The sequence below is a fragment of the Acidovorax sp. SRI_002 genome (assembly GCF_057586455.1).
Window position 1 is genome coordinate 254,152 of the sequence record NZ_JBYCZW010000004.1, and the last position, 13,012, is coordinate 267,163.

At 65.7% G+C, this 13,012-nt stretch carries 13 protein-coding genes; 4 read left to right on the forward strand and 9 right to left on the reverse strand.

All coding sequences use genetic code 11. From position 1 onward, the window contains the following. Window positions 1–23: 23 nt before the first annotated feature. The 6 genes from AC2YJX_RS12435 to AC2YJX_RS12460 form a co-directional block, all read right to left on the reverse strand. Window positions 24–380, reverse strand: coding sequence for a hypothetical protein (locus AC2YJX_RS12435; RefSeq protein WP_487256208.1), 357 nt, complete (start codon window positions 378–380; stop codon window positions 24–26). Between the two features lie 66 nt (window positions 381–446). After that, window positions 447–3,053, reverse strand: a complete 2,607-nt coding sequence (gene clpB, locus AC2YJX_RS12440) for an ATP-dependent chaperone ClpB (protein WP_121505789.1) — start codon at window positions 3,051–3,053, stop codon at window positions 447–449. A 222-nt stretch (window positions 3,054–3,275) separates the two neighbouring features. Then, window positions 3,276–3,608 carry a YajG family lipoprotein gene (locus AC2YJX_RS12445; protein WP_121420727.1) on the reverse strand — a complete coding sequence of 111 codons (333 nt, stop codon included), beginning with the start codon at window positions 3,606–3,608 and terminating at the stop codon, window positions 3,276–3,278. Between the two features lie 300 nt (window positions 3,609–3,908). After that, window positions 3,909–7,139 carry an IPTL-CTERM sorting domain-containing protein gene (locus tag AC2YJX_RS12450; RefSeq protein WP_487256209.1) on the reverse strand — a complete coding sequence of 1,077 codons (3,231 nt, stop codon included), beginning with the start codon at window positions 7,137–7,139 and terminating at the stop codon, window positions 3,909–3,911. A gap of 154 nt (window positions 7,140–7,293) precedes the next feature. Further along, a complete protein-coding gene (locus AC2YJX_RS12455; protein WP_218300580.1) occupies window positions 7,294–7,770 on the reverse strand; it encodes a molybdenum cofactor biosynthesis protein MoaE in 477 nt (158 codons plus the stop codon). A gap of 48 nt (window positions 7,771–7,818) precedes the next feature. Next, the gene (locus tag AC2YJX_RS12460) at window positions 7,819–8,049 is read right to left on the reverse strand and encodes a hypothetical protein (RefSeq protein WP_487256210.1); all 231 of its coding nucleotides are present in this window, start codon (window positions 8,047–8,049) and stop codon (window positions 7,819–7,821) included. 86 nt (window positions 8,050–8,135) lie between these two features. Between AC2YJX_RS12460 and AC2YJX_RS12465 the strand changes: the two genes are divergently transcribed. The 4 genes from AC2YJX_RS12465 to dapA all read left to right on the forward strand — a co-directional run bounded on the left by AC2YJX_RS12465 (window position 8,136) and on the right by dapA (window position 10,903). Next, a complete protein-coding gene (locus tag AC2YJX_RS12465; RefSeq protein WP_055393174.1) occupies window positions 8,136–8,390 on the forward strand; it encodes a hypothetical protein in 255 nt (84 codons plus the stop codon). A 29-nt stretch (window positions 8,391–8,419) separates the two neighbouring features. Beyond that, window positions 8,420–9,331, forward strand: a complete 912-nt coding sequence (locus AC2YJX_RS12470; protein WP_218300579.1) for a hypothetical protein — start codon at window positions 8,420–8,422, stop codon at window positions 9,329–9,331. 61 nt (window positions 9,332–9,392) lie between these two features. Next, window positions 9,393–9,752, forward strand: a complete 360-nt coding sequence (locus AC2YJX_RS12475) for a hypothetical protein (RefSeq protein ID WP_055393170.1) — start codon at window positions 9,393–9,395, stop codon at window positions 9,750–9,752. A 272-nt stretch (window positions 9,753–10,024) separates the two neighbouring features. Beyond that, entirely contained in the window at window positions 10,025–10,903 is an 879-nt protein-coding gene (gene dapA / locus AC2YJX_RS12480; protein ID WP_487256211.1) for a 4-hydroxy-tetrahydrodipicolinate synthase, read from the forward strand. Between the two features lie 33 nt (window positions 10,904–10,936). On the opposite strand, the gene moaD is transcribed toward dapA, so the two are convergent. The 3 genes from moaD to mobB are packed head-to-tail and all read right to left on the reverse strand — an operon-like array spanning window position 10,937 to window position 12,992. Beyond that, a complete protein-coding gene (moaD, locus tag AC2YJX_RS12485) occupies window positions 10,937–11,188 on the reverse strand; it encodes a molybdopterin converting factor subunit 1 (RefSeq protein ID WP_055393166.1) in 252 nt (83 codons plus the stop codon). Beyond that, window positions 11,185–12,426, reverse strand: coding sequence for a molybdopterin molybdotransferase MoeA (locus AC2YJX_RS12490; RefSeq protein ID WP_487256212.1), 1,242 nt, complete (start codon window positions 12,424–12,426; stop codon window positions 11,185–11,187). Before AC2YJX_RS12490 ends, moaD begins: the two co-directional genes overlap by 4 nt. Beyond that, on the reverse strand, window positions 12,423–12,992 hold the full coding sequence (gene mobB, locus AC2YJX_RS12495; RefSeq protein ID WP_121420733.1) for a molybdopterin-guanine dinucleotide biosynthesis protein B: 570 nt from the start codon (window positions 12,990–12,992) through the stop codon (window positions 12,423–12,425). The genes AC2YJX_RS12490 and mobB overlap by 4 nt, the downstream gene beginning before the upstream one ends. Window positions 12,993–13,012: the final 20 nt, after the last annotated feature.

Consider the following 13,012-nt stretch of genomic DNA (forward strand, 5'->3'; position numbering starts at 1 on the left):
AGTGCCCGGTCAGAAGCGCCCCTTCAGCGCACTTCGCGCGCCTCGACGTCGGTGACCTCAGCGGCGCCAGGCAGGATGCCACCTCGGCGCGATGCTGCGGTCTCTTCGCTGGCGTCAGGCGCCGCTGGCGCGGCGCCACGGCGGCCTGCGGACCAGCGCTCGGTAGAGCGAAACACCGTGCTGAAGCCCGTGCGCGGGTCCATGCGCATGACCCACGGGGTCACGGGGCGGCCAGTCAGGCGAGCCCAGCCCGCGCGCAACGCCCAGACCAGCGCGAGCACCATCACCGCCACCAGCAGGCTGGCAAACAGCACCAAGCCCATGGCGACGACCATTACCCGCAGCAAAAGGCGCACAACGCCCGCAACAAAATCATTCAAACGTCACCTCTCCTTCACATCTGGGAAGAGGGGAAAAGGGGTTACCCCCTTCTCCCCTGGTCCCGATCAACCCTGCGGCGCGGCGCTGAACTGGAACACCCCCGGTTCCAGCACCGGGTTCACGCTCACAGCGATCACGCTCTTGGGAGGGAACTGTCCCTCCAAGAGCAGCTTGGACAGCGGGTTCTCAATGCGCTGCTGGATCGCCCGCTTGAGCGGCCGCGCACCAAACACCGGGTCGAACCCCACCTTGGCCAATTCTGCCAAGGCAGCATCGGACACCTGCAACTCCAAATCCATCTTCGCCAGCCGGGTTTGCAGCAGTTGCAGCTGGATCTTGGCGATGGAGGCAATGTGCTGCGCATCGAGCGCGTGGAACACCACGGTCTCGTCGATGCGGTTCAAAAACTCGGGCCGGAAGTGGTTCTTGAGCTCGCCCCACACTGCTTCCTTGATGTCGTCAGAGTCCTGCCCCACCATGGCCTGGATCAGGTGCGAGCCGATGTTGCTCGTCATCACAATCACCGTGTTCTTGAAGTCCACCGTGCGGCCCTGTCCGTCCGTCAGGCGGCCATCGTCCAGCACCTGCAGCAGCACGTTGAACACGTCGGGGTGCGCTTTCTCCACCTCGTCGAGCAGCAGCACGCTGTAGGGCTTGCGGCGCACGGCCTCGGTCAGGTAGCCGCCCTCTTCATAGCCCACATAGCCGGGCGGTGCACCGATCAGGCGGGCCACGGAGTGCTTCTCCATGAACTCGCTCATGTCGATGCGGATCAGGTGGTCTTCGCTGTCGAACAAAAAGCCCGCCAGCGCCTTGCACAGCTCGGTCTTGCCCACGCCCGTGGGGCCGAGGAACAGGAACGAGCCCGTGGGCCGGTTGGGATCGGACAGGCCCGAGCGCGAGCGGCGGATGGCGTTGGCCACCGCAGCAATCGCCTCTTGCTGGCCCACCACGCGCTCGTGCAGCTTGGTCTCCATCTGCAAGAGCTTGTCCTTTTCGCCTTGCATCATCTTGGCCACGGGAATGCCCGTGGCGCGGCTCACCACCTCGGCGATTTCTTCGGCACCGACTTGTGTGCGGAGCAGGCGGCGCGCGGCAGGGGCGCCGTCCTTGCCCGCCTCTTGCGCCTGCGCTTCCTTCAGCTGCTTTTCCAGCTCGGGCAGCTTGCCGTATTGCAGCTCGGCCACCTTGTTGAAGTCGCCCTTGCGGGTGAATTCTTCGATCTGGAATTTGAGCTTGTCGATGGCCTCGCGCACATGCGCGCTGCCCTGCGCCTGGGCTTTTTCGGACTGCCAGATTTCGTCGTAGTCGGCGATTTCCTTTTGCAGCTTGGTGATCTCTTCCTCAATGAGCGCAAAGCGTTTTTGCGAGGACTCATCCTTCTCGCGACGCACCGCTTCGCGCTCGATCTGCAGCTGGATCAGGCGGCGGTCGAGCTTGTCCATCACCTCGGGCTTGGAGTCCATCTCGATCTTGATCTTGGACGCCGCCTCGTCAATAAGGTCGATCGCCTTGTCGGGCAGGAAGCGGTCGGTGATGTAGCGGTGGCTCAGCTCGGCGGCAGCCACGATGGCCGGGTCGGTGATGTCCACGCCATGGTGCACTTCGTACTTTTCCTGCAGGCCGCGCAGGATGGCGATGGTGGCCTCCACCGTGGGCTCGCCCACCAGAATCTTCTGAAAGCGGCGCTCCAGCGCTGCGTCTTTTTCGATGTACTTGCGGTACTCGTCGAGCGTGGTGGCACCCACGCAGTGCAACTCGCCACGGGCCAGCGCGGGCTTGAGCATGTTGCCCGCGTCCATCGCGCCTTCGCCCTTGCCAGCGCCCACCATGGTGTGCAACTCGTCGATGAAGACGATGGTCTGGCCTTCATCCTTGGCCAGCTCGTTCAGCACGCTTTTGAGGCGCTCTTCAAACTCGCCACGGAACTTGGCGCCTGCGAGCAACGCAGCCATGTCGAGCGACAGCACGCGCTTGCCCTTGAGGCTCTCGGGCACCTCCCCCGCCACAATGCGCTGGGCCAGGCCTTCGACGATGGCGGTCTTGCCCACGCCGGGCTCGCCGATGAGCACGGGGTTGTTCTTGGTGCGGCGCTGCAGCACCTGGATGGCGCGGCGGATTTCATCGTCGCGGCCGATCACGGGGTCGAGCTTGCCCATGCGGGCGCGCTCGGTCAGGTCCAAACAGTATTTGGCCAGGGCGCCGCGCTGGCCTTCGGCCTCGGCGCTGTCCATCTTCTGGCCGCCGCGCACGGCCTCAATCGCAGCCTCCAGGCTCTTGCGCGTGAGGCCGTTGTCCTTGGCGATCTTGGCGGCTTCGCCCTTGCTGTCGATCACGGCCAGCAAAAACAGCTCGCTGGCAATGAACTGGTCGCCGCGCTTGATGGCCTCTTTCTCCGTCGCTTGCAGCACGCGGCCCAGCTCGGGGCCGCCCTGCACCTGGTCATTGCCCTGTACCTGGGGCAAACGCTTGACGGCGGCTTCCGCCGCTGCCAGCAGGCCGGGCACGTTGGCGCCCGCACGCTGCAGCAGCGCCTTGGGTCCGTCGTCCTGCTTGAGCATGGCCACGAGCATGTGCACGGGCTCGATGTAGGCGTGGTCGTTGCCCAGCGCAATGCTCTGTGCATCGCTCAGGGCTTCCTGGAACTTGGTGGTGAATTTGTCGAGACGCATGTGGATGTCCTCCGAATTGCGCTGCACTTGGGGCAAATCTTCTGGAATTTCAAGACGACGCCCCAGCGCAGGCCTTGCGCCAGATCAATCTTCGCCCAGGCGCCCTGATGCCTTGAACCGATTCATTTGATCACCGCCGGCTCAGACCGCCTGCGCTGAGCCCGCAAAGCAAAAAAGCGCAGGCGGAATACCGCCTGCGCTTTTTTCTGGGTCCGCGAGAAATTACTTGGCGGGAACGACGATCACGGTATCGCCCTTTTTGCCATCGGCTCCCGTATCGCCCGTGGCACCGGTAGCGCCAGTGGAACCCTTGGCACCGTCATAACCGGGAGCACCCGAAGAACCGGTGGCGCCAGTGGCACCCGTCTCGCCCGCAGGACCGGGAACGGCCACCGTGGCACCGGTCGAGCCGGTTGCGCCCGTAGCGCCAGCAGGGCCTGCCGGGCCCGGGACCACGACCACGGGGGCAGTAGCGGGAGGGGTCACAACCGTTTTCTCGCAAGCGGCAAGACCAAAAGTAACGATAAGTGCAGCGAGCAGCAGGGATTTTTTCATGGGAAGCCTTGTAGGAGATGAAGCGCACGCGAAGATGAAACTGTGCGGAGAGTTTCTTTCTGGCTGCAACTGTGGCGTTCAACAGTCACTGCCAGCGGTAGCGCTAATTTATCGATGCCCCCCCTGCCGCCTTGTAGGACGGCCCGACGACTGCTTGTGGTTCCTGGCGATGCCTCACCGCAACCCAGTGAGCCGACGAAGTCCTGGTGCAGCCGAAACCTTCCATCCGCCCCATTCAGAATCACTACAAAATTTATAGCTGCCAGCGCTTTACCAATAAGCGCTAGCCGCCAATTCTGCTCAAAATCTTGTTTGAGCCACCGCTCCGACAAACCGCGCAGACGTGCGTCGGCCGCTCCGCAACGCCAGCAACCCCAGCAGCGCGGCCAGCCCACCCAGGCCCCAGGTCGACAGGGTGGGGATGGCCGCCGGGCTGGGCGCCAGCAGCACGGGGACCACCGGGTCGTTGATGGTGCCGTCCTGCGCGCCAAAGCTGTTGTCGCCCCAGCCACCGTCCGTCACGTCGTAGGTCACGGTGTTGCCGCTGATCTGCAGGTTCACGGGGTCGTAGTAACGGCTGGACAAGGGGCTGTCGGGTGTGGGGCCGTACTTCTTCACCGTGAAGCCCGTGAGGTCTGGAAAGGTCACCGCCACACGCACCGTCTCACCCGGCTGGCAGTTGATGAGCCGCAGGCGGAACGCCCCGTGCGGCAAAGTGGCGCCGGGGTACGGCGCCGGTGCCGCCACCGGGCCGGTGCCCGCCAGGTCCAGCTGGCAACCCGCGCTGCCATCCACCACGCCCACGTTGACCGGCCCCGACCCGGTGTTCGTGGGTGTGGGCAGGGTTTCAAAACGCGCCTGCACAGTGCAAGCGGCCGTCACCGCTGCCGTGGTGTAGGTGCTGCCCGCCAGCGTGCCGCCGCAGCCCGTGACGGCCGCAATGCGGTAGCCCGCAGCGGGCGTGACGGTGAAGGCGCCCGTTTGGCCTTCGGCCACGTTGACGGCCCCAGCCGGACTGATGCTGCCGCCCGCCCCCGCTGTGGCGGTGACCGTGTGCAGGGCGGGTTGACTCCGTTCTACGGTGACGGTGTAGGTGCGCCGGGCCACGCCGTTCTCAGCCACCACGTCCACCTGGATGACATTGGCACCGACCGCAAGCGGCAGCGGCGCAGTCGCCATTCCGCTGGTCACCACCACACCGTTGACCGTGATGGACGCCCCGGCCTGCGCCGCCACCGGTGTCAGCGACAGCTGGGCCACCCCATGGGGCACCGTGGCGGTATACGCCGTCACGCCACCGGCAAATGCCGGGCTGAGCGCCCCCTGCGACAACGCCAGCGACGCGAGCGCGGCATTGGGGGATGGCGAGGCATTCACCAGCACGGTGATGCCCCCCAGACCATTGGCGATGGCAATGTCCAACAGGCCGTCCCTGTTGAAGTCGGCAACCACCATCTGCTCGGGCGTGCCGCCCACAAACCGCAGGAGCGGCGCACCCAGCCCACCGGGGGCGCCCTGACCACGCACGATGGCAAGCTCGCCCGAAGCTGCGTCAGCGGCCACCACATCGGGCGCGCCATCGCCATCAAAGTCAGAGGCGGCAAGAACGCTGGCAGAGATTCCCGCGCCGTAGGTGCCGACCATGCTCAGCGCCTGCCCGGGCGCGGCCGCCAACGAGGCAATCTGCACTCCTGCGGAGGCAAACACCCCTGCCCGGCCCGTCTGGCTCCAACCGGCAATCGCGCTCAGGGCGCCTACGCCCGCCGGCACATAGACGGGATCGCCCGGATACGAGGCTGAGGACAGCGAGGTACCCACGGTGCCCACGGACGTTGCGGCCACGATGTCGGCACGGCCGTCCTGGTCGACATCCAGCGGGGCAAACCCCTTCACGTCATCCCACGACGCCACATCCAACATTTCGATGGAGCCCTGAGGGCTCACGCCGACCCACTGGATGCCTTCGTAAACACCTGCCGTCTCTGGCGCCCACACGGCCGCGTACGCGGGGTAGCCAGCCCCCCGGAAATTGCCAATCACCACTGACCGCGGGGCCAGGCCGATGAAGGACCGCTGCCCGGCCACCGTGAAGGTGCCCCGGCCATTGCCGAGGAAGACCATGATCGTCTTGTCAACCTCGTTCACCACGGCCAGGTCCGCATGCCCGTCCCCATTGAGATCGCCAGCAGCCACGGATCCCGCGCCCGCACCGGCATCAAGCCGGGTGCTGAATTCAAATCCACCAGCACCATCGCCACGCATGATCCAGACAGCATCATCGTCACGGTGCGTCACGGCGACGTCGGCGCGCCCGTCTTCATCAAAATCGGCGACGGCTATCGCCTGGGTGTAACGCTCTGGGATTCCGTAGGCACGTGCTGCAGCGAATCGGCCCGCGCCGTCTCCCCGCAGGTTGGCCAGGTAGCCACGCTGGTCGTCCAGTACGACGATGTCTGGATGCCCGTCGCCACTGAAGTCCGCCACTGCCGGGGGGCTGGCAGATTCGCCCACCGGGTATTCCAGCCCCTGGGCACTGAATCCGCCGCCGGCAAGGCCCGGCACAACCACCACCGTGCCGCTAAAGCGGGACAGCACCACGTCGGCCCGGCCATCGCCCGTGGCGTCCACGATCTGCCCGCCGCTGAAGCGCCCAAAGGCAGGGCCCACCCCTCTGCGCGAAAAACCACCCTGCCCATCTCCGAGCAGGAGGACAGGGCTGGCGGAGGTGTTCTGCACAAGTGCCAGGATGTCCAGGTGGCCGTCGCCATTGGCATCCCCTGCGGCCACAAACGGGACGTACTCGTCACCGGTCACGCGCTGGGCCGCCGCAAAACCGCCCGCGCCATTGCCCAGCAGCAAAAACACACCGTCGCCCGACCCCACAACAATGTCCACATGACCGTCCTCGTTCCAGTCGCCCGAAACAACATGGCGCCCTGCAACACCCAAACCGATGTCAGTGCGGGGGCGACCGTCAAACCGCCCGTCACCATCACCCCACAAGACGGAGACGCCTTTTTGCGCCCCGGAAAAGACGGCAATGGCCAGGTCGAGCCGCCCGTCACCGTCGAAATCCGCCACTGTCAGATCGCGCGGATTGAGCCCCGCACCAAAAGTGACCGGAGCAGACAAACCACCGCTGCCATCCCCCAGGTGAATCGTGGCGGTTCCGTTGTTGAAGCTGGTCACGGCAACATCCAGATGCCCGTCACCATTGAAATCCGCCGCCGCCACGCCATAGGGAGCAGAGCCCACGCTGAATGCTCCCGCCTCGGAAAAACCTGAAACCCCGCCTGTGTTGAGCAGGATCTTGACGGTACTGCCCAGGCGATCCACCACCACGAGGTCGGGCCGGCCGTCTTCATTGAAGTCTCCCGTCGCCATCTCACTGGGAAGCCCACCCAGGCGCAAACTGGTCGCGGCCCCGAAAGCCAGATCAGCACGGGCCTGCCCAGAGACCGCCAGGCACAAACCGACGACGGCCAGGCTCAGCCTCCACGCGCGCCACAGCGCTCGTGCTACAGATTTCATGAAGAATTCCTCCCTGTTCAGGCCCTATCTGGGCAGGAGGCGATTCTCGAAATGGACGTGGCTGCGCACAAGTCCAAACATTGCATGGATGTGAATGACGTGCCCGGCAGGATGCGTATCCGCAACGCCGCAGGGCGCCCGCTGCAGCGACTGACTAGGCGTTGTTCGCCACAATGCCCCAGCGCGCCAGCGCCGCGTCGTCAGACACGCGGGCATCCACCCAGCGCGCGCCCTGGGCGGTTTCTTCCTTCTTCCAGAAAGGCGCCTGGGTCTTGAGGTAGTCCATCAAGAACTCGCAGGCCTGAAAACTCTGGCCCCGGTGGGCACTGGTCACCGCCACCAGCACGATCTGGTCGAGCGGCTGCAGCAGGCCCACGCGGTGGATCACGCGGGCGCCAAAAATATCGAAGCGCCGAAAGGCCTCGTCCACCATGGCTTCGATGGATTTTTCGGTCATGCCGGGGTAGTGCTCCAGCTCCATGGACGACACCTGGTCGCCTTCGTTGCGATCCCGCACCGTGCCCACAAAGCTGCACACTGCGCCGATGCCTTTGTTTTCGCGGCGCAGCGCAGCGACTTCGGTGGACAGGTCGAAGTCCTCGGTCTGGATGGAAACGCGGGGCAGGGTCATGGCAAAAAACTCTCTACGGGGCGTGTGGAAGTCAGACAAAAAGAGTCTTCAGGGCGAGCGGTGCAACCGGGGCGCGGCCAGCAGGGCACGCTCTTCTTCCACCACCTTGTTCAACTGCGCCAGTGCGGGCGACGGAGGCAACTGGGCCAGCAGGGTCTGCAGGCGCGTGACGTCACCGACGGTGGGCGCGACCTTGATCTGTGCAATGGCGGCGGGCAGGTTGCCGCCCCGGACCAGCGCCAGCACCTTGGTGGGCCATTCACTTTTGTTGCGTGCCATAAATAGGTCAAAAGGTTTGTCTGTACGATTCGCCCGCACTGTACCCGCACTTGCTCGCACCACAGCCACCCCTGCACCTTAAGCCCATGGCCACACAAACGATTCAGACCGCTCATTACAAGCTCTACCCGTCCCCGCGCAATACGGTCCGCAACGTGTTCGAGCACCAGGTGTTCGTGCCCCACCCCTACGCCCTCATCGACCTGGATGTGATGGAGCTGGCGGGCAAAACCACCCTGTTTGGCGCCTGCCGCCTGTCGGACATGAAAATGGGCCAGGTGGTGACCTTTGAGCTGGCGTCCGACCAGGCCAAGTTCGAGCGCCTGTTCACGCCGGACTGAATCAGCAACCCTGCACCGCAACACGCCCCATGGACCTGCAAGAATCCTTCGAGGCGCTCGACTCCCGAGCCCCGGACACCTATGCCCAGGCCGTAGAGGCCTATTGCGACGGCATTCTGCGGCTGCACTGGAACGAGCGCCTCATCAACAAGATATTCGGCCGGGCGCTGCAGTCGCATGCGGCGGGGCGGCTGGTGGTGCAGCACTACCAATGGCAATTGCGGGGGGCACCCCGGCCCACGCTGGCACTGCTGCAGCGGCGCATGCCCGGGGGTGCGCGCACGCTGGCCACGTTCTTTGCGGTGCTGCGCCTTGCGGGCATGGTGGCGGTGGACATTGACCCCGACGACCGCCGGGTGCGCTACCTGGTGCCCACCCCCCGGCTGCTGGACGGCCTGCGCACCTGGGTGCGGCACCACCTGCACTGCGCTGAGGCCCTGGGCGCCCTGCCCCCAGGCCATGCACAGCGGCTGGACAGCGATACGGACTACTTTGCCGCCTTTCTGGCCGGGGCCGACCACATCCTGGATCGCCTGGCCGAAACCCGGGGCCGGTTTGGCGGCTGGGACTGGTTTGACCAGCGCGACGGCGGTGGCCGCATTGCCATGCTGCTGTTGCGCGAACACTGCCGGGTGCACCGCCCTGGAGAAGAAGGGTCCACGCCGTTTCCCCTGCGGGCCAGCGAGCTTGCGCAGCGCCTGGGTTTTTCGCACTCGCATGTGCGCAACCTGGTCAATGAAGCCGCAGCGCAGGGCCACCTCACCCAGGACGCGCCCCGGGGCCTCGTCGCGCTCACACCCCGCTTTCAGGCGGAGCTGCAAATCTGGCTGCAGCACCTGCTGGGCTGGTTTGCAGAGACAGCGGCCATGGCGCAGCACCACCTGCAAGCCCGCTCACAAGCACCCACGCACAATAAGTCCGCTGGTGTGCACAACCCCTGACTGCACCGCTCTGGCGGGCTTTTTTTCCTGCCCCCGAACCGCGCCCACCACCCAACAAGCCATGTACGACGACAACCAGATCCACGTGCCGCCCTCCTTCATGGCGGTGTACACCGACACCCGAGGGCGCCTGACGGAAAAGGCGGACGGCGTGCGCGCCCGCTACGAACTGTGCGAAGACTTGGCAGGCCACCTGGTGGAGCACGCGCAGACGCTGTACCACGTGCAGGCGCCTTCCGAGACCGAGATCCTGCAGCGCATCCACGCGGGGCTGTGCACGGCCGAATCCGGCGTGGCGGTGGCCGAAGCGACATGGATCGTCACCCGGCTGGCCGAGTTGCTGGTGTGGCAATGCCCCGTGCTGGTTCCGCCGCAGCCTGAATCTGCAGCCGACGCGGCCCAGCCACCGCAGGCAGGCTGACCAACCTTGGGACACGGTGGGCGCTTGGCTATACTGCGGCCCATGTCCACGCACACCCCCTTTGCCATGACCGCCGCACTTGCGGTGGCGTTGCAGTGCGTGGGCAAAACCAAAAAACCAGAGCTCATCTGACCGGAGCTGTGGTTCCGTCCGGATGAGCGACGGAACCACCTGGTAGAGAAATTTCCTTTTCTCGTTTCACTCCCCGGCATTCCGCGCGCGCTCCCTCCGGACGGTTCTTCCCCTGGTCGAACCCTGAAAGGACGCTTCGCATGTCTGCCACCGATACCGCTACCTCCCACCAGCCGCTGTTCAGCGGGCTCTGGATCGCCTTGGTCACACCGTTCAAGGACGGCGCCGTGGACCACCCGGCCCTTGCCGCCCTCACCACCCGGCTGCGTGCCGACGGCGTTGCGGGCTTCGTTGCCTGCGGCTCGACCGGTGAGGCCGCGGCCCTCGTCAAGGCCGAGCAACTGCAGGTACTGGAGACCGTGCTCAGCGCCGCCCAGGGTTTGCCCGTGGTGATGGGCGTATCGGGCTACCACCAGGGCCAGGTGCTGGAACAGGTGCAGACCCTTGCACACTACCCGGTTGCAGGCCTGCTGGTGTCCGCCCCGCACTACATCCGCCCCTCGCAGGAGGGCCTGCTGCACTGGTTCCGCACCCTGGCCGACGCCAGCGCGGTGCCCCTGCTGATCTACGACATTCCGTACCGCACGGGCGCCACGCTCACCACCGAGACGCTGCTGGCGCTGGCGGCGCATCCGCGCATCCAGGCCATCAAGGACTGTGGCGGCAACACGGCCAAGACGCAGGCCTTGATCGCCGATGGTCGGCTGCAGGTGCTGACGGGCGAAGACGCGCAGATCTTCCCTACCCTGGCCCTCGGCGGCGCAGGCGCCATTTCTGCCTGTGCACACTGGCAGACGCCGCGTTTTGTGGAGTTGATGGCATTGCTGCGCCTGGGCGACCTACCCGCAGCCCGCCACTTGTGGCAGGCCTTGCAACCCTGGGTGGAAGCGTGTTTTGCAGAGCCCAACCCTGCCCCGCTCAAGGCCATGCTGGCGCATGCAGGGTGGATGCGCAGCGAACTGCGCGCGCCGATGATGCCGGCCTCGGAGGCGCTGCAGGATCGTTTGAAGGCGCTTTGAGGTGACGTGCCAGAGCGTGCGAGAGCGCCCCGGCTAACCGCCCGTCACCGGCGGGAAAAAAGCCACCTCGGCCCCATCGGCCAGGGTGGCGGATTCATCGCTCAAGGTCTGGTTGAGTGCCATGCGCACGGCCCGGCCACGCGCGAGGCTGCTGGCATGGGCGCCGCCGCGTGCAATAAGCTCATCGCGCAGGGCACCCAGCGTGGTGGCAGCGGTATCGACCGCTTCGCTGCCTTGCCCAATGGCCTCGCGGATGGAGGCAAAGTAGCGCACGGTGACCGTCATGACAAAAGCTCCGAAAAGGCAATGAACCGCACCGTGTCGCCGGATGCAATCGTCTGGCCCGCCGGGTTGTCCACCACACCATCACCCCAGGCGGCCGAAGTGAGCACGCCCGAACTCTGGTTGTGAAACAGATCCAGCCCACCTGCCGCGTTGTGGCGCACGCGCAGAAACTCGCGGCGTTTATCGGCCTTGGGCCAGGTGAAATCAGCGCGAGCAGCTATGGGTTGAGGAGCAACGTCCACCACACCCTGCAGCCGCAGCACAAACGGGCGCACCAGCAGCGCAAAGGTCAGAAAGCTCGACACCGGGTTGCCGGGCAGGCCCATGAAGTGGGCAGCACCACCGTCACGCGGGATCTGGCCATAGGCAAACGGCTTGCCGGGCTTCATGGCGATCTGCCACAGGTCAAGCGTGCCCAGCGACTCGACGGCGGGCTTGATGTGGTCTTCCTCGCCCACACTCACGCCGCCGCTGGTCAGGATCAGGTCGTGTGCGCTGCTGGCTTGGCGCAGGGCGTCGATGGTGGCGTCGCGCCGGTCGGGCACGATGCCAAAGTCCGTCACCTCGCAGCCCAGGCGCAGCAGCATGGCGCGCAGGAAAAAGCGGTTGCTGTTGTAAATGGCACCAGGGCGCATTTGCTCCGGCGGCACCTCGCCGGGCATGACCAGTTCATCGCCCGTGGAGAACAGCGCCACGCGGGGGCGACGGGCCACCTGCAGTTCGTGCAAGCCGATGCTGGCGGCCAGGCCCAGCTCGGCCGGGGTCAGGCGTGTACCGGCCGACAGCACCACGGCACCCCGGGTGATGTCCTCGCCCGCGCGGCGGATCCACTGGCCCTGTGGGGGCACGGCGTTGATGCGCACCTGGCCCAGGCCGTCGCCCGTGGCGAGGGCTTCGCAGTCTTCCTGCATCAGGATGGCATCCGCCCCCTCGGGCACTGGCGCGCCGGTGAAGATGCGGGCGGCACTGCCTGGCGCGAGCAGATCACCAGCACTGCCCGCGGCAATGCGCTGTGACACCGGTAGCACCACACCCGCTTGTGCCACGTCGGCGCAGCGCACGGCGTAGCCGTCCATGGAGCTGTTGTCCTGCGGCGGCACCTGCAGGGCCGAAACACAGTTTTGTGCCAGCACGCGGCCGTCCGCGTCAAACGTGGTGACCGTCTCAGCCTCTGGCAACGGCGTGGCCTTGGCCAACAGGTCGGCCAGGGCCTCGTCGAGCGGCTTCAGGGGCTTCATTGGGGGGCGCATGGCACCAGGCCTCCGTGCAGATCCCAGTTGTACTCAAAGCGGTGTTCGTATTGGAGCAGCCAGTCCACCACCTGCGCCGGGCTGTTGAGGTCCAGCAGGGGCAACTGGGTGGGCACAGGCAGGCCCTGCGGTGCATCGGTGGCCACGGCGACCACAAAATCGTCTTCGGGGTAGCGCACAGGCTTGGCCACCTGGCCGGGTTCGGGGGCACGCCAGACCTCGATCTTGAGCAGGTCGCTGTCCTTGAAGCCCTCCACCAGCACCCAGTCCACGCCCTGGTACAGCTCGGCCAACAGGTGGTGCACGCTGAGCGTGGCGGGCTGCTCGAACTCGCGCACCAGCATGAGGCGCTTGTCCGATGCCGCGACCACCTCGAAGGCCCCTGCCTCGCGGTGGCGGTAGGTGTCCTTGCCCGGGTGGTCGATGTCGAAACTATGGTGGGCATGTTTGACCACCGACACGCGCAACCCCCGCAGCCGCAGCTCGGGGATCAACTGCTCGACCAGCGTGGTCTTGCCACTGCCGGAAAAACCGGCAAAACCGACAACCTTCATCCACTGCTCCTTGGTTAGCT

Coding starts and splice junctions, on each gene's coding strand:
- moaD (WP_055393166.1), bottom strand. CDS start 11,188: ATGACGGTCACCGTGCGCTACTTTGCCTCCATCCGCGAGGCCATTGGG.
- AC2YJX_RS12490 (WP_487256212.1), bottom strand. CDS start 12,426: ATGAAGCCCCTGAAGCCGCTCGACGAGGCCCTGGCCGACCTGTTGGCC.
- AC2YJX_RS12455 (WP_218300580.1), bottom strand. CDS start 7,770: ATGACCCTGCCCCGCGTTTCCATCCAGACCGAGGACTTCGACCTGTCC.
- AC2YJX_RS12475 (WP_055393170.1), top strand. CDS start 9,393: ATGTACGACGACAACCAGATCCACGTGCCGCCCTCCTTCATGGCGGTG.
- AC2YJX_RS12450 (WP_487256209.1), bottom strand. CDS start 7,139: ATGAAATCTGTAGCACGAGCGCTGTGGCGCGCGTGGAGGCTGAGCCTG.
- clpB (WP_121505789.1), bottom strand. CDS start 3,053: ATGCGTCTCGACAAATTCACCACCAAGTTCCAGGAAGCCCTGAGCGAT.
- AC2YJX_RS12460 (WP_487256210.1), bottom strand. CDS start 8,049: ATGGCACGCAACAAAAGTGAATGGCCCACCAAGGTGCTGGCGCTGGTC.
- AC2YJX_RS12465 (WP_055393174.1), top strand. CDS start 8,136: ATGGCCACACAAACGATTCAGACCGCTCATTACAAGCTCTACCCGTCC.
- AC2YJX_RS12470 (WP_218300579.1), top strand. CDS start 8,420: ATGGACCTGCAAGAATCCTTCGAGGCGCTCGACTCCCGAGCCCCGGAC.
- AC2YJX_RS12445 (WP_121420727.1), bottom strand. CDS start 3,608: ATGAAAAAATCCCTGCTGCTCGCTGCACTTATCGTTACTTTTGGTCTT.
- mobB (WP_121420733.1), bottom strand. CDS start 12,992: ATGAAGGTTGTCGGTTTTGCCGGTTTTTCCGGCAGTGGCAAGACCACG.
- dapA (WP_487256211.1), top strand. CDS start 10,025: ATGTCTGCCACCGATACCGCTACCTCCCACCAGCCGCTGTTCAGCGGG.